Genomic DNA, 19889 nt, shown 5'->3' with positions numbered 1-19889 from the left:
GAGGTCATCCCCCCTTTCCCATTCCTGCGCGACCCATCCCGTGTACGAAAAATTGCATCCAATTATATGTTTTTGTAAAAGGTGAAACAATTCACATAATAAGGTGAATAAATTCACATAAAAGGATTCAAGTCTGCTAGTGGTAATTTGTGGCTTGATGGTATCAAATTTATCCTTACCTTCTCTGTATACAAAATCACATACCCTATAAGAAACATCACTATTTTGCAATTAACACAAAAAGCACATTGCTTTTATCTCACAGATTCTCCCATTTACTCCGTCTTATGAAAGCAATGTGATATCTTACACTGCGCTTTTGATACCTGATGTGATATCCTGAAATGATGTCATGCTTTTAGAAAATAGGCTTTACGATGGCCGAACCAGCCGCTAAATGGAGCCCGTCCCCGCCCATATATACGCTCAAGGAGCACTCGCTTCGGCCCGCAAGCCGCTTAAGCACCACACCGGATTTATTAGAGCAAATTGTAAACAAAAATGCCCGCGGCTGGATCTATGCATTAACCATAAAGCTCATACCGTCAACTGCTTGTATTTGGCCGTCAGTTCCTCGAACCATTGCTTATCCTGCATAGCAAGCGCAAGATCAATCAATTCAGCAATCTCTTCCGGCTGCAATTCCGGCGTATCATTGAAGCTGACCTCCGCCGAAGCCACCGCCTCGCCATTCGCCCCGTCCGAGAAATCGTATGAGAATCTGAGCTTGATGTCACTCTCCAAAAATTCATTCCGCAGGAAGTACAACACCTCACACATCAGAACCGGCCGCACATGATTATCAAACACACAATCCATCACCTTGGCCCAATAATGCTGATTGCTGAGATGCAGCTTATCGTTCGTCAAGAGATATTGCTCCCCCTGAAAATCGTTGACAAATCTCAGTTCAACCGGCTTCATTTTAAAAATACTTGCAATTTGCTTCATGGTGATATTCACGATGTCCTGTGTATCCAATCTCAACATCTCATACACCCCGTTCCTCTTATTTGGGCTTTCTGTAACTTTTCTGCAAAATCATGATATGACAACAATTTAAACTAATTTAAAATTATTATCGTCCATTCTGTATGGATTGTTAATGGTTTTTGTTAAAATTTAATAAACCATGTTTCTAAATGTGATGAAATGGTTAATTTATGTCCTTAAATTCAAAAAGGCCTCTATTTAAACTGTTGTCGAGGGATAAATCCTCTCCAAAAGCAATAGAGGCCAGGCAAAATTATTCATTTTCATCTTAATGAAAGGCTTCATTCATTCACATGTTGCTCTTTACACAAAAAGGGACACCAGTTGAATTCCCTCTTCTGGAGAAATCCGCACCAGGCCTTTATCGGATATCCGCAGTGTAGGAATAACCGCCAGAGCCAGCAGGGACAAGGTCATAAATGCATAATTCAGCGTGCAGCCCGAATCATACAGCGCTTTGCTGATGGCGGCCGACTGGGCCGCTGCAATTTCAAAAGGCTCAGCGGACATCAGTCCGGCAATCGCCAGCGGGAACAAAGTGGTTCCTCCGGCTGTAATCACAGCCACACCGCCCTGTGCTTGCGCAACTGCTCCGGCTGCTTCGGCCATCAGGGCATCATCATTGCCGATCACCAGCACATTATGGCTGTCATGGGCAACGGTCATGGCGATAGCCGCCGGCTCATGGAAGCCGATTCCCGCTACAACACCCACCGATTTATTTCCAGTCCCTTTATGACGCTCAAATACTGCTATTTTGCATAGTCCGTTGCCGACCTGCAGTTTGCCATCCGTTACAGGCAGCTTCATAATCAGCTCCCCGGTCTCCACATGGTTCTCAATCACCTTGATGACCCGAGTGGAGAGACTGCCCGATTCAACCGGGGCATGGATCACAAAATCCTCAGCCACAGGAAGCTGCGGCAAATGAACAGAGGCCAGCACTTCATCCGGATAGGTATACGCTTGAAGCTCAGCGGTCATTCTGCCATTCTCAGCCACCACAACACCTGATGCTATAGTCATAACCACATGAACATCCGCCAGATTTCCATCAAGCAAAATAATATCGGCACATGAGCCAGGCGTAATCGAGCCGATATCGCGGGCAACTCCGAAGCGCTCAGCAGTATTGATCGTCGCCATCTGGAAGGCGGTAACCGGCTTTACACCTTGCGAGATCGCATGGCGCACAACGAAGTCCATATGGCCCTCGTCACGCAGCGATTCGGAGCTGCGGTCGTCGGTCACAAGCAGCATCCGGCGCGGGTCCAGCCCGTGCTCCGTATGCGCGGTGATCGTCTTCGCCACGTCGTGCCAGGCGGAGCCGCGGCGCATTTTGGCATACATGCCCAGACGGACGCGCTCAATCACATCCTCGGCTGTAACACATTCATGGTCGCCGGTTACGCCCGCAGCCGCATATACCGGAAGCCTCCAGTCACCCGCCGGCCAGGTGAAATGCCCATCCACATATCGGCCTGCCCGCAGCGTCGCCTGAATTTCGCCGAGCATTTTCTCGTCGCCATAGACTACGCCGGGGAAGTTCATCACTTCGCCCAAGGCGATAACATCCGAACCCCAGGTATAGGCTTCCGCCACTTCTTCCGGTCCAATTGAAGCCCCGGTCGTCTCAAAATCCGCACCCGCCGAAGGCACGCAGGAAGCCACCTGCATGTATGCGGCCAGCGGTGTCCCGCGCATTTCATCCAGCATCAGCCTGATGCCCTTCAGCCCGAAGACATTGGCAATCTCATGCGCATCGAAGAAGCCCCCGGTAGTCCCCAGCGGCAGCACTGCACGGGCAAATTCCGTCACGGTAAGCTGGGTGCTCTCGATATGGCAGTGTCCGTCCAGCAACCCCGGAGCAATGTATCTATCGGCTGCTTCAATGACCTGCGTGTGCTGGCCGATCATGTGCGAGACGTCTTTGCCAACATAGGCGATACGGCCTCCCTGCACAGCAACAGACATCCCCTCCAATATTTCGCCGGAGCAGACGTTGACCAGCTTGCCTCCAGTGATGACCAAGGTAGCCGGCTGATCGCCGCGGGCTGTAGCCACAAGCTCAGGCACACAATCCGCGAGCGGTTTTCTTTGAAAAGACATGACTTCCATTCCTCCCCGCTTAGCTCATAATCAGCCGATATTACACCTTCGCCTCATATACGTCAAGTGCCGCCTGTACACCAAGCCCGCACGGAACCGCATAGCCGTGGCGCAGCAGCGCGGCCTCCAGCGCTCCAAGCAGACGCAGCACGTTATTCTCGCGGCAGCTGAAGCCCATAGTGCCAATGCGCCAGATCAGTCCTTTGAGGGGGCCGAAGGAGCTGGCAATCTCAATGCCAAACCGGCTAAGCAGCATTGCCCGCACCGACTCGCCGTCCACACCTTCGGGAATAAGCACACAGGTTACGACAGTCAGCTTGCTCTCAGGATCACCATACAGCTTGAGGCCCATCGCCGTAAGTCCAGCCACGAGTGCTTTTTCGTGAAGAGCATGTCTGGCGTACCGCGCCTCAAGCCCTTCCTCCAGCGCAAGACGCAGACCTTCGCGCAGCGCATAAAGCATGGAGGTCATCTCTGTATGATGGTTCAGCCGCTGCGGACTCCAATAATCCTGCAGCATGCCGAGGTCGAAGTAATTGCTGCGCACTACCGGCAGCTCGCTGCGCTGATCGCCGCCGGTCCGCAGTCCGCGCTCGATCTGCTTGCGCTTCAGCAGCTTGGCTTCGGCGCGTTCATTGTACGTAACCGGCGCCATGCCTGACGGCACAGAGAGGCATTTCTGCGTGCCGCCGATCACGGCATCCAGCATCCAGGCATCCGTCTCCACCGGCACACCGCCGATAGTCGCCACTGCATCCACAATCAGGAGCGCATCATGCTCGCGGCAGGACCGGCCAATCTCCGCCAGCGGCTGCACGCGGCCTGTAGAGGTTTCGCCGTGGACCATCGCAACCACATCGGGCTTATAGCTCTGGATAGCCGCAATTACTTCTTCCGGCGCGAACACGCTGCCCCAGGCTTGCTCAATGGTGAATACCTCAGCCCCGCAGCGTTCGGCGATCTCATGCAGCAGATGGCCGAACCGGCCGAAGATCGGAATGAGCACCCGGTCACCCGGTGCAATAAGACTGGCCATCACCGCTTCGATACCGGAGCGCGAGGTGCCGTCAACCGGATATGCCCACTTATTGCCGGTAGCGAACAGCTCGCGCAGCATCTCCATCGTTTCATTCATAATGCCGGTAAATTCGGGATCGAACTGTCCCAGTATCGGAAAAGACATCGCCCGCAGCACACGCGGATCGGCCTCCACCGGTCCAGGGGTCATAATGCACCGCAAGGACGGCGACAAATCTTCGTACCGCTTCATGATCATCTCTCCTCTATATGTTCAGCTCTCCTCATAGGCAAGCTTATATAATAATGCCGTCAAAACATCCAGTCCCGCCGCCAGCTCCTCAGGCGAAGAATATTCCTCCGGCGAATGGCTGATCCCTGCCCGGCTGGGCACAAAAATCATCGCCGCAGGGCATTTCAGCGCGAACAATTGGGCATCATGCCCCGCTCCGCTTACCATGCTCCGGTAGGTTCTTCCCTGAACTAGGCAAATTTGTTCAAGGGCTCCGCAGAGCTCCTTGCTCATGGGCGCCGGAGCTGTGGCTAACGTCTGATTTACCTCCAGCGCAAGACCGCGCCCCGCCGCAATCTCTTCAAATTCGGTCACAATTTCGGAGCAAAAGCTCTCAAGCTGCTCCGCCTCACTATGGCGGATATCCAGCGTGAACAACACTTCTCCCGGGATCACATTCGGCGTGCCCGGCAGCACCTCAAGCCTGCCCGTTGTCGCCACCAGCGGATCTCCCGCCTTCACAGCGGACCGCTCCAATGCAAGCAGCATTTCCGCCGTGCCGGCAAGCGCATCCTGACGCAGCCCCATCGGCGTTGTCCCTGCATGATTGGCTGTTCCGCTCACCTTGACAGTATACCGTCTTTGACCAACAATGGCTTGAACTATCCCAATTTCCAGTGCCGATTGCTCGAGAATAATCCCCTGCTCAATATGCAGCTCGACATACATGCCGATGTCATCTCTCAAAGAGGAGTTCACACGGCCCAGGCCACAGGCCTGCATCGCCGCCATAAGCGTAACACCCTCAGCATCGGCGACGGATTCCGCCCCGCTTCCGTCATAGAGGCCTGTCACATGGCCCGAGCCCCAGAACGTCAGCGGGAACCGGCTGCCCTCCTCCTCACAGAAGGCTGCAACCTCCACTGTCCGCAGCGGCGGCCCAAAGGTCTGCCGCAAATCATGCAGCGCGGTGATGGCGGCAGCTACTCCGTATGCACCGTCATATTTGCCGCCGTTCACCACGGTATCAATATGTGAGCCGGTTAGGATCACTTCATCATTAGGCAAAGACCCGTTCAGCCGCCCGAACACGTTGCCGACAGAATCAGTATAGACCTCCAGTCCGAGCCCAGCCATTCTCTCCTGCAGAAAATGCTGCGCCGAGCTCCACTCCGGCGTGTACAGCAGCCGGGTAACCCCCGGCCCAGGGGCGCTGAATGCTGCCAATTCCTCCAGCAGCGCCAGCATTTCCAGGGCCGGGGCCTTTAGAAGCGGCGGGGTCATAGGGCAGGCTGCCCGCCATAAATCCGCAGCCATTCGCCCCCATCCGCTGAAATTACGCCTTGTTCGGCAGTGTACACTATATTCCCCCGGCAGATCGTAGCCGTTACCTTGCAGGATAAGGCCATCCCAACATACGGGCTAATTTTGTGCCGGTAGAGCAGATCCTCCGCAGACAATGTATAGTCCGCAGCAGGATCTAGCAGCACCAAATCGGCATCAAGCCCAGGCGCGATGGAGCCTTTGCGGTGATCAAGCCCGAAACGCCGCGCGGGAAGCTCCGCCAGCAAAGCCGAGATTTGCGTAATCGGCAAGCCGCGCACATGCACGCCTTCATGGAACATCAGCTCCAGACTGCTCTGCGCCCCGGAAATCCCGCCCCAGGCTTCAAAAAATGACAGGCCTGGAGCGAGCTTAAGCTCCGGCGGACAAGGTGAATGGTCTGAGGCGATGAGATCAATTTTGCCTTCGGCCAGCACCTTCCACAGCTTCTCCTGTTCCTCGGGGCTGCGCAGCGGCGGCGCGCATTTGGCCACCGGTCCGAGCTGCTCCATGCTGTCTTCATTCAGCAGCAGATAATGCGGGCACGTTTCCGCCGTCACATCCAGGCCGCGCAGCTTGGCTGCATGGATCAGTTCAATCGCGGCGGAGGTGCTGATATGCACGAAATGCAGCCGGCAGCCGGTTCGTTCACTATACAGCAGCGCCCGGGCTACAGCCTCCAGCTCCGCTTGTGCCGGGCGGGAAGCGGCAAAATCCCGCGCACCCACCCTGCCGCTGCGGATGGCATCCGCCGATAATACCGCTGTAATCTCCTCACTCTCCGCATGCAGGGCGAGAATACCGCCGAGTGCGGCGATTTTTTGCATCCCCAGATACAGCGTCTCGTCGTCCACTTCACGGAAACGTCCTTCCCCCTCGCCTCCGGGATTGGAGATAAACGCCTTGAAGCCGGTCACTCCAGCCGCCGCCAGCTCCTCCAAATCCTCCAGATTGTCGGGAACCAGTCCGCCCCACAGCACATAATCCACTGCCGAGTTCCCGGAGGCAGCTTCCGCCTTAAGCCCAAGCGCAGCCTTGTTCACCGTAGGCGGATTCCCGTTCAGCGGCATATCCGCATAGCAGGTGCAGCCGCCTGCCGCAAGCGCAGCCGAACCGCTGCGAAAGCCTTCCCAGTGGCCGAACGCAGGTTCATTAAAATGGACATGCATATCAATCATGCCTGGCAGCACATATTGTCCTTTTGCATCAATGACCGTTGTTCCCTCTGCAGCCGGAAGCTCTTCAGCCAGCGCGGCGATCTTGCCATTTTTCACTCCAACATCAAGTTTGCGCACTTCTCCGGGCAGCACTACATCCCCATTTTTGATGATAAGCTCGTATGATTCCGTCATAAAACAGGTCACCTCCGGTCACTTGTGCTCTTGCTTTTGTTAACTGCCCCGGTACGTACTGTATCCCCCTGGAGCTACAAGCAGCGGAACATGGTAATGCTCATCTGAGCTCGTAATATTGAAACGAATCGGAATTTGTTCAAATACCGCCATGCTGCTGCCGCGAAAATAATCCCCGGCCATGAACAGCAGCTCGTAGCAGCCGGGCACAAGCTCCGGCCCTTCCAGCAGCGGCGCGTCCAGCCGGCCGTCACTGTTCGTCGAAGCTTCGCGCAGCAGCGTGCCTGCTCCGTCCGCAAGGCTCCAGAGCTGCAGCTTCATGCCGGAAGCCGGCAGTCCACGAGACAGGTCCAGCACATGGGTAGTCAGCCGCCCGCTCATGCTTCCCCACCCTTTTCATTGACCAGATCATGCAGCCGGAAGCCGGTGATTGTACCAATCTCCGCAAGCGCCTGTTCCCATTCCTCCTGGAGCGTACGATTCACGCGCTCTTCGATGGCTGCAATAATGTCATCCTTGTTCTTACCACGTACAGCAAAGATAAAAGGAAAACTAAATTTCTCTGTGTACGCTGCGTTCAGCTCCGTCAACCGTGTGAACTCCTCCGGCGTCAGCCGGTCCAAGCCGGCCCCCTGCTGCTCCGCCGCCGACAGCGGGCTGACCTGCAGCCTTGTTGCCAAATCGGGGTGGGCCCGAAGCAGCTCTTCAACCTGGGAGTGTCCGGCATTTCGCGCCGCTTCGAGCATCACTCTATGCAATTGCTGAACAGAATGAAAGGGGATATGAGCGTAAGCTTTCTCGGCCACCCAAGGGGAGTGTTCGAAGATTCCTCCGAGGCTCGCCACAAATTCATCCCTGCTCATGCTGTTAATCTTATCAAGTGTCAAAAATAACGCCGGTGTTGTCATCCTCTTCCCCCTCTTTCTGTCATTCTTTTGAGCCCTTTAGAACCGCTGTTCGCGGATATAAGGGGTCCCCAGCGCTTCCGGCGTGCCGGAAGGCTTGTTGCGGTTGCGGTAACCGAGGTACATAAGAACCAGGATCGTTACAACATAAGGAATCATCTTCAGAAAATAAGGCGGGACTACACTGCCAAGCAGCTGAATGCGGAAGCCAAGCGAGTCCAGCGCTCCGAAGAAATAGGCGCAGAACAAAGCGCGCAGCGGATTCCATCTGGCGAAAATCACCAGACCGACGGCAATCCAGCCCCGCCCCGCCGTCAGCCCTTCATTCCAGGTTGGCGCATAGGCCAGCACCATATCGGCGCCCGCAAGGCCGATCAGTGCAGCACCAGCGGTTACATAGCTGTAGCGGATGAGCTGCACCCGGATACCCATAACGTCAGCCGTAGCCGGACTGTCTCCAACCGCCCGCAAATGCAAGCCCCAGGAGGTATAGTGAATCAGCAAATGCAGCACAAGCACCAGCAGCAGGCTGAACCAGGTCAAATAATCCATCCTGCCGAAAATATCACCGATAACCGGAATCGACTTCACCCAGCCCAGATCAAGCTTCGGCGAAGTGCCCGGCAGCGGAATGCCGCTGATCGACTTGCCAAGATAAGCGCTGAGGCCGCTTCCGAACAGAGTCATCGCAAGGCCCGACATCGTCTGGTTCGCCCGCAGTGTGACGCAGAGGAAGGAGTGAACCATGCCGAGCACAGCGGTGACGGCAATGGCCGCAAGCAAGGCCAGCAGCAGATTGCCGCTGCGGATGTAGACGATACAGGTCGTGACCGCCCCCATCAGCATCAGCCCCTCCGCCCCAAGCTGGATAATGCCCGCCCGTTCATTCAATATGCCTCCAAGCGTCGCCAGCAAAAGCGGCGTTCCGGCAGAAATGGCGGCTATCAATAATTGTGTTGTGAAATCCATGAGTTCTCTCCCTTCACTAAGAGGATGCTGCTACGCACTCCGGCGGATGCGGAAACGGTGGATCATCTCCCCGGCAATCAGGAAAAACAGGATGGCCCCCTGCAGCATCTCCGAAATGGACGAAGGCAGCCCGATGGTCTGCACACTGTATCCGCCGACGATCAGTCCCCCGAACAGAACGGAGGTGACAATAAGGCCGAGCGGATTCAGCTTGGCAAGCCAAGCGACAATAATGGCGGTATAGCCATAGCCCGGTGAGATTCCCTGCATCAGCTTGTGGGTGACACCGGAAACCTCGGCCATGCCCGCAATGCCGGCCAGACCACCGCTGATCAGCATGACAATAATAATATGCTTCTTGATATGAATCCCCGCATAACGGGCAGCCGTCGGGTTGGCTCCAATCAGCCGCAACTCATAACCCCAGCGGGTAAATTTAATCATCAGATAATAGATAGCCACCGCAACCAGGCCGAAGATCAGCCCGATATGCAGTCTCGTGGTCCCCAGCACCGGCAGCGACTGAGCGGCGGTGAACATAGGGGAACCCGGGAAGTTAAAGCCCTTCGGGTCTTTCCACGGCCCAAAAACCACATAATCCAATGCCAGCAGGGCCACATAATTCAGCATTAGTGAAGTAATCAGCTCATTAACGCCGAAATGCGTCCGCGGAATGGCGGTCATTAGTCCCCAGAGAGCACCGGCGGCGGTTCCGAGCACAAGCATCAGTGTAATGGACCAGAACGAAGGCAGATCAGGAAAATAAATCGTTACCGCCGTAGCCGCCATTGCCCCGACAGTAAGCTGGCCTTCCGCACCAATGTTCCAGACGGAAATCCGGTATGCGACTGCAATGCCAAGTCCGCAGAGCAGCAGCGGGATGGCCTTCACCATCGTTTCGGTGATGCCGTAAGAAGTACCAAAAGCGCCGCGGAACATTTTCTCATATACAGTGATCGGGCTCATGCCGTTGGCAGCAATAAATACAGCGCAGAGCAGAAGTGCCAGTATAATGGAAAGAATTGGCGACCACCAGGGGGAACGCGTGCGGCTGGCGTCATACTCAAGGCGCATCGGCAGCCGTCTTCCGGGTTTGGCGGGAGCGGGATGAAGCAACGCAGCATTTGCTGTATTTTTCTGGCTCATACGGCGCTAACCTCCTTGTTCCTGATCCCGGCCATCATCAGGCCGATTTGCTCCCGGTCCGCATGCTCATGGTCACTTTCCCCGATAATCGCCCCGTTATAAATCACCAGAATCCGGTCCGATAATTGCAGCAGCTCATCCAGATCCTCCGAGATCAGCAGCACCCCGCTGCCGGAGCCGCGCAGCTCCATCAGCAGCTCATGCACTCCGGCAGTAGCGCCAACATCCAGCCCCTGTGTCGGATGGACGGCAACCATCAGCTTCGGCTGATGGCTGACCTCTCGGGCGAACAGCAGCTTCTGCTGATTGCCGCCCGATAGCTGCTGCACCGGCGTATCCAGCTCCGGCGTCTTGACGTTGAAGCGCTGTACAAGCTCCTGCGACCAGGAACGGTTTTTCGCAGCCTTCAGAATGCCGAATTTGGAGTGCTCGCTGCTACGGTAGGATTTGAACAGCAGATTATCCACAGAGCCCAGCCGCCCGGCCAGACCGCTTTTCATCCGGTTCTCCGGCACGTGGGAAATTCCTGAGTCGATCGCGCCCCGTACCGAAGCTGTTTTTACTACGCTGCCGTCAAACATGATTTCGCCGTTCTTCCAGGTTCTAAGTCCTGTCAGCACTTCCGCCAGCTCCTTCTGCCCATTGCCGGCAACCCCGGCCACTCCTACAATTTCCCCTTCGCGTACGCTGAGGGACAAGCCATCCAGCGCCTTACGGCCATGATCGGCTGAAACCTCCAAATTCCTGACAATGAGCAGCGGTTCTCCTGCGGTTACTTCCCGTTCCTGGCGGGTGATCGTAACCTCCCGGCCAACCATCAGCCGGGCCAGCTCCAGCTCATCGGTCTCGGCTGTAACCAGCGTCGCAATCATTTTCCCTTTGCGCATGACGGAAATACGGTCGGAGGAGGCCATAACCTCCTTCATTTTATGCGTGGTCATAATGACCGACTTGCCGGCTTGCTTCATTACCTGCAGTGTGGCGAAGAGCTGCTCCACCTCACCCGGAGTAAGCACAGAGGTCGGCTCATCCAGAATGATGATATCCGCGCCACGGTACAGCGTCTTTACGATTTCAACGCGCTGCTGCTCGCCGACGGACAATTGCCAGACCGGACGGTCCACCGGAAACTTCAGCCCGAACCGCTCCGCCAGCGTTTCGATTTCCTTATGCTTATTTTTGATCCATTTGCTGCCCCGCCAGAAAGACGACTTTTCGCCAAGCACGATATTTTCCGCTGCCGTGAGACTTTGCACCAGTCTGAAGTTTTGAAATACCATGCCGACGCCAAGGAGTGCAGCATCTTTGGGGGAACGGATTTTCGCCGTTTTGCCGTGAAGCAGAATCTCCCCCGCGTCTGCTCTGTATACACCTGACAGCATGCTCATAACCGTGCTTTTACCTGCTCCGTTCTCACCAAGCAGCGCGTGTATCTCACCCGCATTTGCCGAAAAATCGACTTGATCGCTGGCCGTGACAGAACCGAATTTCTTCACAATCCCGCGCATTTCAACTGAATGGTCCTGCATAGGGGACGCTCCTTTCCTTCTATAATTAGTTGAACTATAGATTTTCATATTGAGGTCTGGTCGTAACTGCGTGGAATGTTTGGACTTCCGGCCGCTGTTGTCTGCAGATTTCTTGATTTATACCGCTCTTCGCGGTGGAAATCCGCAGACAAAGGCGGACGCATTCGCTCCTCCAGTTCCAAACTTCCCCTCCGTCACTTCTGCCCTTTTTATTTTTTCTTTAGTTCAACTTATCTAGTTGTAGTACGGGTGGGGAAGGTCCCGCTACGGAACCCGCCCCACCCATAAGGCCGTGCCAATATATAGTTCGGTGATTCTTTTATTTCGGGATTGTTCCTTCTATGCCTTTGGCCAGCCAGTTCATCGCCAGAACTTCCTCAAGCGTCAGCTTTTGGCCATCCTGAACCTGAACCTTGCCTTGATTATCCGAGATAGGGCCGGTGAACACATTCAGCTCTCCGCTGATAATTTTGGCTTTGGCATCTTCCACCAGCTTCTTCACATCATCAGGAACCTTGCTGCCGAATGGGGCGATATCAATCATGCCGTCCGCCATATCACCCGAATACTGTTCATTCGTCCAGGTTCCGTCCATGACCGACTTCACAGCCTTCACATAATAAGGTCCCCAGTTCCATACAGGGTTGGTCAAATAATTATCCGGTGCGTATTTGCTCATGTCGGAGTCGTTACCTCCAGCGAGAGCGCCGCGTTCCTTAGCCGCCTGCAGGGTCGCAGTTGAGTCCTGATAAGCGAGCAGCACATCCGCGCCTTTATCCAGGAGGCTGATTGCCGCCTGGCGCTCCGTTGCAGGATCATACCAGGTGTTTGTCCAGACTACACTGACCTTAACATTCGGGTTAACGCTTTGTGCGCCCAATGTGAAGGCGTTGAGGTTATAAATAACCTCGCTGATCGGGAAGGCTCCCACGTAACCAAGCTGATTGTTCTTGGTCATTTTACCGGCGGCGATACCCGCCAAGTAGCTGCCTTGATAGTTTTTGCCGAAGTAAGTGCCCATGTTAGGAGCTGTTTTGTAGCCGGAAGCATGCATGAATTTTACATTTGGAAATTTATTGGCTACGTTAAGGGTATAATCCATATACCCGAAGCTTGTTGTAAATACGATGTCGTGGGATTGCGCAAGCTCAGTGATAATGCGTTCGGCATCGGCGCTTTCCGGAACATTTTCTACGGTGTCCGCTTTAATGCCCAGCTCTTTTTCCATATACTGACGGCCTTGATCATGCTGATACGTATAACCGCCATCACCTGGAGGCCCGATGTAGACAAAAGCAACCGTCGGCTTCTTGGCTGCCGGCTCGGTTGATGCCGCCGCCTCTGTGGCTGTACCCGCATTTGACGCTGCCGGCGCTTCAGATGCTTTGGCATTTGTACCGGAATTATTGTTACCGCCGCACCCCGCCAGAACCACCGCTAACAGGAACATGAATACGAAGCTGAAAGTAACTGTCTGACCCCTTTTTTTCATAATTCTCCTCCTCCAAAAAAATCTCTCATAATAGCTGCTGCCATTAATGTATCTCTACTATACTGAGACACAGCATCCACGTAAATTTATATAACATACGTTTGTGGCGAATGATAAGAAGATCTGGTTTTTTTGTGCTTTAGGCACTAGAGTAGTTTGAATTATGCTTAAAATATGTGATATTTTCTAACACAAATTTAAGAATCAGCGAATTTCATGTCACCTTTTCAGCCCAAGAGCTGCTTTAACGATATATCCGTCTGCCTACTCTCGCTCCAGCATCTTGCGGAAAATGAACACCAGCTTCAACCGCATGAGATCATTGATTTTTTTGAAATCTACATCCAGCAGCTCGCTGAGCTTCTCGATCCGGTAGGTGGCGGTGTTGCGGTGAATGAACAGCTTTTTGGCTGTCTCGTTGACATGGCCGTCATTCTCCAGATAGACCTCCAGCGTATGCAGCATCTCCTTGATGTACTCCGGCTCCCGGCTAAGCAATCCGCGCAGGCTGCCATTGCAGTATTTCTCCATCGTTTCCGCCGGAATCTGACCGAGCAGCAGGTTCAGCTCAAGCTGACGGTAATGCACCACATTTCCGTGCGTTCCCCAATGCTGGAATGTGCCCATACATTCTTTGACCTCGCCAAAAGCCTCCTTCAGCCCTTCCGGCTTCACTTTAGTGCTGCTGATGGCCGCCCGCGGATAATATCCTTTATCGAACTTCAGATTCTGAAAACAGGCATTAATCAGCTCACGGAACAGCTCGGGGCTATGCAGACCCGCAGGAAACAGCGACACCAGGCCTTCGTCCATCATTACATGTATCGCATTCAGCTCCTGCAGCACCGGATGCTCAAGATACTCCTCCTTCAGCCGGAGCAACTCCCCCTGACGCGCTTCGCCGGCTGCTAGGGTATCGGTAAGCATCAGCTCGAAAGGCGCTTGCAGCAGCGTGACCTCCAGCTTGGCAGCAGCCTGGGCCAGCTCACTGCAGGACATTCCGCCATTCAGGCAACGCTGCAAAAGCCCGCTGAACTCCCTATGCCCGGCATGCTCGAAATAATCCTCATAACCGGAATGAATATGATAGGAAATCAGCTCGGCTCCCTGAACGAACAAACTCTCTTCCACCGGCAGCAGCAAAGGATCAATTGAACAGTATAAAAGATAACCCGAGCACTTTTCTCCCTGCAGCAGCGGGATTCGGAATCCCGCCTTGTCACCGATGCGGAAGCGTTGCTTCCGGCATTGCCAAGGCCAGCCCTCCAGCAGTTTCGGCGCCGCATTCTCCGAATTGTTAAAGACGACATCACCCCGGGCGCTGATGACCGCAAGCGGGTGATCAATCACCTCCGACACCGCTTCGAACAGCGGACGGCTGCGCCCTGAACGCAAGGCGAACCGCATCAGCTTGCGCTGCTTCTCCATGATGCTCTGCAGCACGCTGGTGCTGCGCGAAAGCTCGGCACGGAACAGCCCGTTCATCTGGTCGGAGAAGGTGAACTGGAACGGCAGCTCAATCAGCGGGAAATTCAGCGACTCCGCCTCGGCAATCAGCTTTTCCGGCACGGTGTTCCAAAAACGTCCCAGCTTGATCCCAAGCCCCGCAGAACCGCGCCGGTTCAGGGTATGCAGCAGAGCGGAGGCATCCTCCAGGCTGTCTTTGATCAAATAAGCCGTCGTCAGCAGCATTTCCCCTTCCTTGATCCAATCCGAAATGTCCGGGGCGTCCATCACATTAATAGATTTGATAATCCGGTGTTTCCCCTTAGCCCCTGCGATTAGCTTGGCTTCGGATAAAGGATACACGGACAACGCTTCTTCGACTGTAAGATGCATGCCACCCCTCCTTTTTTTCTAATGAATGTATTGATTAACCTTGAATATACTGACTTGAATGTGCTGACTTCGCGGTCTTTATGTTACTTTATGTAACATTATAGTTAAAGAGACCCTTGATGGAAAGAGAAAAGTGAAAAATCCGCTCATTTATGTAAGGTAAAATAACATATATGGCATAATCTTAACGATTGCCACTCTTAAAGCATTAGTAAATGAAGGAGGGATTCATGAAGGGATAAATTCTGAGGGCGGGGTCTGGCAGGCAAGATATGAGTTGTGCGGGTACTGCATGCAGAATGAATGGGTGATGGTGTGCGGTATTTACGTTCAGGCAGATAAAGGAGTGAAGATGTGAAACAATTACATCTAAGCAGAAACGGCTGCTCCATCCTTAAAACAGTGTAGCCGTTTTGAGTCGGAAGATTGCTGGAGTGCCTGAGTCACCTTCCCCTTGTGGGACAGCCCCAAGTGGAAAAAGGAAATTTAATTTTCTCCCCTTCCGTAAAGCAGATCAGATTTGTCCTTTGGAGTTTGGAACTAAAAGCAGCTTATCCCCAATTTTTCATACAACTTATCCACGATAGACGAAAATCATAATTCTCTAAACAAAACTCCCGTTCTCCGCAGAGCGGCGCGGAGCCGGGAGTTTTGTTATTCCATATGCTTTGCCCCGCATATTTGCCGGACCCAGGCTAGCAGGCGCAGGTCCTGCCCATGACCGCCGATCACCGACAGGCCGAGCGGCAACCCGCCGGGCCCTGTTACCGGAAGCGTAAGCTGCGGCAAGCCGGCCAGGCCGGCGATGCAGCTAAGCATCATCGCGCCGCTGCGGTTCAGCTCGAGCTGCGCCAGATCCCCGCCCCGCAGCGGCGCGGGGCCGGGGACCGTCGGGAGGACGAGGCAGCCGTCCTCTCCAAGCAACTGCCGCAGCCGGGCGGCGATTTCCGCGCGCATAACTTGCGCGCAGCGGTGATCCTGCCCGGCCAGGCTTGCCGCCCAAGCGAAGCGGGCGGCGATGTCGGGCCCGAAGAGCGGCTGCTCCCGCTCTATCCAGGCCCCGTGGGTCGCCCAAATTTCGGCGCCCTGCAGTTCACGGAAGACATTCATCCATGTCTTCAGCCCCTCCGGCGCAATCCGCGTGTCGCCGGATTGCCCTGCACCGGCCTGCAGCTTGCGCAGGCCTTGCTCCAGGCTGGCGGCGCTCTCTGCGCCCGCCAGCGCCCAGCACTCCGGCACGATGTGCAGATTGCCCATCGTGCCGTTCCCGCTGCTCGGAGCTGCCGCACCGAGCAGGACCTCGCCAGCCCGCAGCAGCAGCTCCGGGCTGTCCGCGATCCAGCCGACGGTGTCGAAGTCCGGCGCAAGCGGGATCACGCCGTCCATCTCCACCGCCCCATGCGTCGGGCGGAAGCCGTATACGCCGCAGTACGATGACGGCACACGGACCGAGCCGCCCGTATCCGTGCCCAAGGCAAAATCCACACTGCCGCCGGCCACCGCCACCGCCGAGCCGCTGGAGGAGCCGCCGGGTATGCGTCCCTCCGCACGCGGATTGACCGGTGTGCCATAATGGTGGTTCTCACCGCCGAGGCTATACATCAGCTCATCGGTGTGCGTAGCCCCCCGCAAGCCGGCTCCGGCCTGCAGCAGCCTCCGCACTACAGCCGCATGCTCCAATGCTGGCGGATGGCTGCGCAGCCAATCTGGATTACCGGCTGAAGAACGGTGCCCGGCCACCGCAAACACATCTTTAACAGCAAAGCTGAGACCATCCAGCGCTCCCCCTATCCGCAAGGCAGGGACCTCCAGCTCCGGATTAATGAACGCGCCATATGAATTAGTAAGAACCATCTTTCCCCCTCCTTCCTCCCGGACAACCGGGGAGGCTTTGTTATGTCCACTCTGCTGCTGAACCTGCTAATCCTACTTCTCATGCTGATATTAATCCTGAGTTTTTACTAACTGTGGTTCTTGTTCTTCGTGTATTCAGATCTTCACGCCTCTACGCCATCACACCTTTACGCCTTATGCCTTTATACCTTCATGGCTTCATACCTCACGCCTTCATGTCTTCACACCTTTACGTCTCCGCGCCTTCACGCCTTCACACCTTCACACCTCCGCGCCTTCACACCTCCGCGCCTTCACGCCTTCACACCTCCGCGCCTTCACACCTCCGCGCCTTCACGCCTTCACGCCTTCACGCCTTCACGCCTTCACGCCTTCACGCCTTCAGACCTCCGCGCCTTCACACCTTCACACCTTCACACCTCCGCGCCTTCACGCCTTCACACCTCCGCGCCTTCACACCTTCACACCTTCACACCTCCGCGCCTTCACACCTTCACACCTTCACGCCTTCACGCCTTCACACCTCCGCGCCTTCACGCCTTCACGCCTCCGTACCTCTACGCCTCCATGCCTTTGCACCTCCATTCCGTCAGGTTTTCAGCCCAATTGTTCTCTATGTTATTCTAGTTTTCTTGTTCTCCACATGTCCGCAGGACCGATAACTGTATTTGCTACAATTAAAAAGAGGAGAAACCACCTATTTAGGGAGATAATTGCATTTCGTACAATTACATATGGCGATTTGCTTTGTTTTGGTTAATAAAGCTTTATTTAAGTGTACGAAGTGCAAGTAACTTTGATTTTGCTCCGTTATGTTCACTTTTAATTGCACAAAATGCAATTATCCTCTTCTTCCCTCCCTCTCAACTTTTTCTACTCCTTTAACTTTTCCCACTCCTCCTACTCTTTCTACTCTTTCTGCCCTATCTACTCTTTTCACTCCTTTAACTCCTTTAACTCCTTTAACTCATTCTATTCTTTCTACCCTACAACTCTTTTTTGACTCTTCCTATTCTCTCTTCCTTTCCACTCCTCGGGCCACGCTGCTACCAACCGATAGCAGCTCCATCACAGCGCGGGTCTGTCCCGCCGCTGCGGTAGCCATTTTCGCCGATGGAAATGGCGTGCGCATGCCCTACGATTCCATCGTAGCTGCCCACCTGGCGCACCAGATGTCCAGCTTTGGCAAGCTCCTTCAGCACCTCGGGTGCTACTCTGTTCTCCACCTTCAGCTCCTGGGTCGGTTCCCCCCAGGTTCTGCCCCAGACAAAACGCGGCGCGTTCACCGCCGCCTGCGGGTCCATCCCGTAATGCAGCATCCGGGTCAGCAGCAGGCTCTGGGTCTGGGGCTGGCCTTCGCCGCCCTGCGTGCCGTAGAGATAAGCCGGCTTGCCGTCACGGCAGGCCATCGCCGGCATGAGCGTATGGAACGTACGCTTATGTGGCTCCAACGTATTCACATGCTTTGGGTCAAGCGAAAAGAACGAGCCCCGGTTCTGTAGCAGAATGCCCGTATTCCCGGCCACGACACCGGAGCCGAATTCAAAATACAGGCTTTGGATGAACGATACCGCGTTCCCCTCATCATCCACCACTGCTGCATAAGCCGTATCCCGGCCTACCGGATCACTACCCAGCGGCGCTGCCTGCGCAAGTGATATCGAAGCTGATAGCTGCTCCGCATACTGCTTATCCAGCAGGCGCTCTAGCGGTATCCTGCTGAAAGCAGGGTCGGTAAGCACCTTGTCCCGGTCGCGGAAGCTCAGCTTCAGCGCCTCTACCAGCAGATGATAATATTCATAAGAGCCATGCGCGATATCTCCAAAATTGTAGCGTTCCAGTATATTCAGCGCCATCAGCGCCGTGAAGCCCTGGGAGTTAGGCGGAACCTGATAGACCCTGTACCCATGATAGTCGGTGAACACCGGCTCCTCCCAATTCCCCTCATGATCGGCAAAATCCTCACGGGTGAGATACCCGCCTGAGGCCCGCATATAACGGCTTATTTCCCCGGCGATCTCCCCCTTATAAAAAGCATCCCGGCCGCCCTCGGCCAGGGTCCGCAGCGACGCGGCCAGCTGCTTCTGCACAAACCTGCCTCCGGCAGCGGGAACCGCGCCGCCGGGAAGATAGATCGCCGCCGCTTCAGGGGACAGCGCCGCTCCCGCAAGCACGCTGTTGCCGTACTGGTCCGGCGACAGCGGAAACCCGTCCGTACTGTAGCCGATGGCCGGCTCCAGCACCTCCGCGAGAGCCAGGCGTCCATACTCGCGCTGGACCGCCGACCAGCTATCCGCCATTCCGGGTACCGTAATGGCGCTGCGGACCCCCCGTCTCGGAATCGCCTCCTCACCGGCGTAGCAGTCACGGCGGACGGCGTAGCCCGAACGTCCGCTGCCGTTGTAAGCCCGGACGCGCCCTTCACCGGCGCTGTAAATAAGCCAAAAAGCATCGCCGCCCAGCCCTGTCATATGCGGATACACCACCGCAAGCGCAGCGCTGACCGCTACCGCCGCATCAAAAGCGTTCCCGCCCCTCTCCAAAATCCGCGCTCCAGCGGCGGAAGCCAAGTAATGGGGGCTGACCACCATCGTTTTTGTGCCGATTACAGGACCTGTCGTCATGCTACCCATCTCCCATTCCTGTCGTTCAAGTTAGTGTCATTTAACAGCACTGCCAAAACCCTTGTCAATTGCCTTCAAAGGTTTTTTGTGAGCCATGCACAAAGTTTAGATGGCCATTCTTCCGCATTGTAGCTGCAAGCCGGCCAATTGTATAAAATGGGTTGCACAACACGGCCTGCAAACTTTTGGTCTTGCATATCTGGCCATAATTGGTTAAACTAATTGTAAATTTGTCATGAAGGAGGTGTAGGAGGAATGGATCACAATCGGACCAATAGTGTTAGCAGCCGGCTGATTAATATTATGGCTGGCATCGTTCATGTAAATGCCGACAACGGGAGAAGTCTGTCCATTTACACGAATTCAATAACACTACAACATTGTGAAATGCCTTTCCTGCCTGCACTTCAACGGACCATTTAGACCGTAGAATATTTAGGCCGTGGGGAAATTTCCCTGCGGTCTTTTTGTATATTCCGAAAAGAACGAAGGCGGCGGGTAGGCA

General features: G+C 54.8%; 15 protein-coding genes. 1 reads left to right on the top strand and 14 read right to left on the bottom strand.

Translation table 11 applies throughout. The features are described 5' to 3' along the window. Nucleotides 1-537: 537 nt before the first annotated feature. The 14 genes from AC0LWN_RS08600 to ggt form a co-directional block, all read right to left on the bottom strand. Nucleotides 538-990, bottom strand: a complete 453-nt coding sequence (locus AC0LWN_RS08600; protein ID WP_474664270.1) for an IDEAL domain-containing protein — start codon at nt 988-990, stop codon at nt 538-540. A gap of 306 nt (nt 991-1296) precedes the next feature. After that, nucleotides 1297-3111 carry an adenine deaminase gene (locus AC0LWN_RS08595; protein WP_474664268.1) on the bottom strand — a complete coding sequence of 605 codons (1815 nt, stop codon included), beginning with the start codon at nt 3109-3111 and terminating at the stop codon, nt 1297-1299. Between the two features lie 31 nt (nt 3112-3142). Then, nucleotides 3143-4372 carry a pyridoxal-phosphate-dependent aminotransferase family protein gene (locus tag AC0LWN_RS08590; RefSeq protein ID WP_474664266.1) on the bottom strand — a complete coding sequence of 410 codons (1230 nt, stop codon included), beginning with the start codon at nt 4370-4372 and terminating at the stop codon, nt 3143-3145. A gap of 21 nt (nt 4373-4393) precedes the next feature. Beyond that, a complete protein-coding gene (locus AC0LWN_RS08585; protein WP_474664264.1) occupies nt 4394-5668 on the bottom strand; it encodes a Zn-dependent hydrolase in 1275 nt (424 codons plus the stop codon). Further along, the gene (locus AC0LWN_RS08580; RefSeq protein WP_474664262.1) at nt 5632-7026 is read right to left on the bottom strand and encodes an allantoinase; all 1395 of its coding nucleotides are present in this window, start codon (nt 7024-7026) and stop codon (nt 5632-5634) included. The genes AC0LWN_RS08585 and AC0LWN_RS08580 overlap by 37 nt, the downstream gene beginning before the upstream one ends. Before the next feature lie 39 nt (nt 7027-7065). Beyond that, nucleotides 7066-7407 carry a hydroxyisourate hydrolase gene (gene uraH, locus AC0LWN_RS08575; protein ID WP_474664260.1) on the bottom strand — a complete coding sequence of 114 codons (342 nt, stop codon included), beginning with the start codon at nt 7405-7407 and terminating at the stop codon, nt 7066-7068. Continuing rightward, the gene (uraD, locus tag AC0LWN_RS08570; protein WP_474664258.1) at nt 7404-7934 is read right to left on the bottom strand and encodes a 2-oxo-4-hydroxy-4-carboxy-5-ureidoimidazoline decarboxylase; all 531 of its coding nucleotides are present in this window, start codon (nt 7932-7934) and stop codon (nt 7404-7406) included. The genes uraH and uraD overlap by 4 nt, the downstream gene beginning before the upstream one ends. Nucleotides 7935-7970: 36 nt before the next feature. Further along, the gene (locus AC0LWN_RS08565; protein WP_474664256.1) at nt 7971-8900 is read right to left on the bottom strand and encodes an ABC transporter permease; all 930 of its coding nucleotides are present in this window, start codon (nt 8898-8900) and stop codon (nt 7971-7973) included. Between the two features lie 30 nt (nt 8901-8930). Further along, entirely contained in the window at nt 8931-10046 is a 1116-nt protein-coding gene (locus AC0LWN_RS08560) for an ABC transporter permease (protein WP_474664254.1), read from the bottom strand. Beyond that, nucleotides 10043-11575 (bottom strand): ABC transporter ATP-binding protein, encoded by a 1533-nt coding sequence (locus tag AC0LWN_RS08555; protein WP_474664252.1) that lies wholly within the window; start codon nt 11573-11575, stop codon nt 10043-10045. The genes AC0LWN_RS08560 and AC0LWN_RS08555 overlap by 4 nt, the downstream gene beginning before the upstream one ends. 319 nt (nt 11576-11894) lie before the next feature. Next, nucleotides 11895-13067, bottom strand: a complete 1173-nt coding sequence (locus AC0LWN_RS08550; RefSeq protein ID WP_474664250.1) for a BMP family ABC transporter substrate-binding protein — start codon at nt 13065-13067, stop codon at nt 11895-11897. A gap of 264 nt (nt 13068-13331) precedes the next feature. Beyond that, complete coding sequence (locus AC0LWN_RS08545) at nt 13332-14906, bottom strand: PucR family transcriptional regulator (RefSeq protein WP_474664248.1); 1575 nt, start codon at nt 14904-14906, stop codon at nt 13332-13334. Between the two features lie 654 nt (nt 14907-15560). Next, entirely contained in the window at nt 15561-16760 is a 1200-nt protein-coding gene (locus AC0LWN_RS08540) for an amidase (protein WP_474664246.1), read from the bottom strand. 1046 nt (nt 16761-17806) lie between these two features. Further along, entirely contained in the window at nt 17807-19384 is a 1578-nt protein-coding gene (ggt, locus tag AC0LWN_RS08535) for a gamma-glutamyltransferase (RefSeq protein WP_474664244.1), read from the bottom strand. A 255-nt stretch (nt 19385-19639) separates the two neighbouring features. On the opposite strand from ggt, the gene AC0LWN_RS08530 reads away from it, so the two are divergent. Beyond that, nucleotides 19640-19807: a hypothetical protein gene (locus AC0LWN_RS08530; RefSeq protein ID WP_458964387.1), complete on the top strand. Its 168-nt coding sequence runs from the start codon at nt 19640-19642 to the stop codon at nt 19805-19807. Nucleotides 19808-19889 lie beyond the last annotated feature (82 nt).

It is taken from the genome of Paenibacillus sp. sgz302115 (genome assembly GCF_056120445.1).
This window is presented reverse-complemented; position numbering and strand designations above follow the sequence as displayed.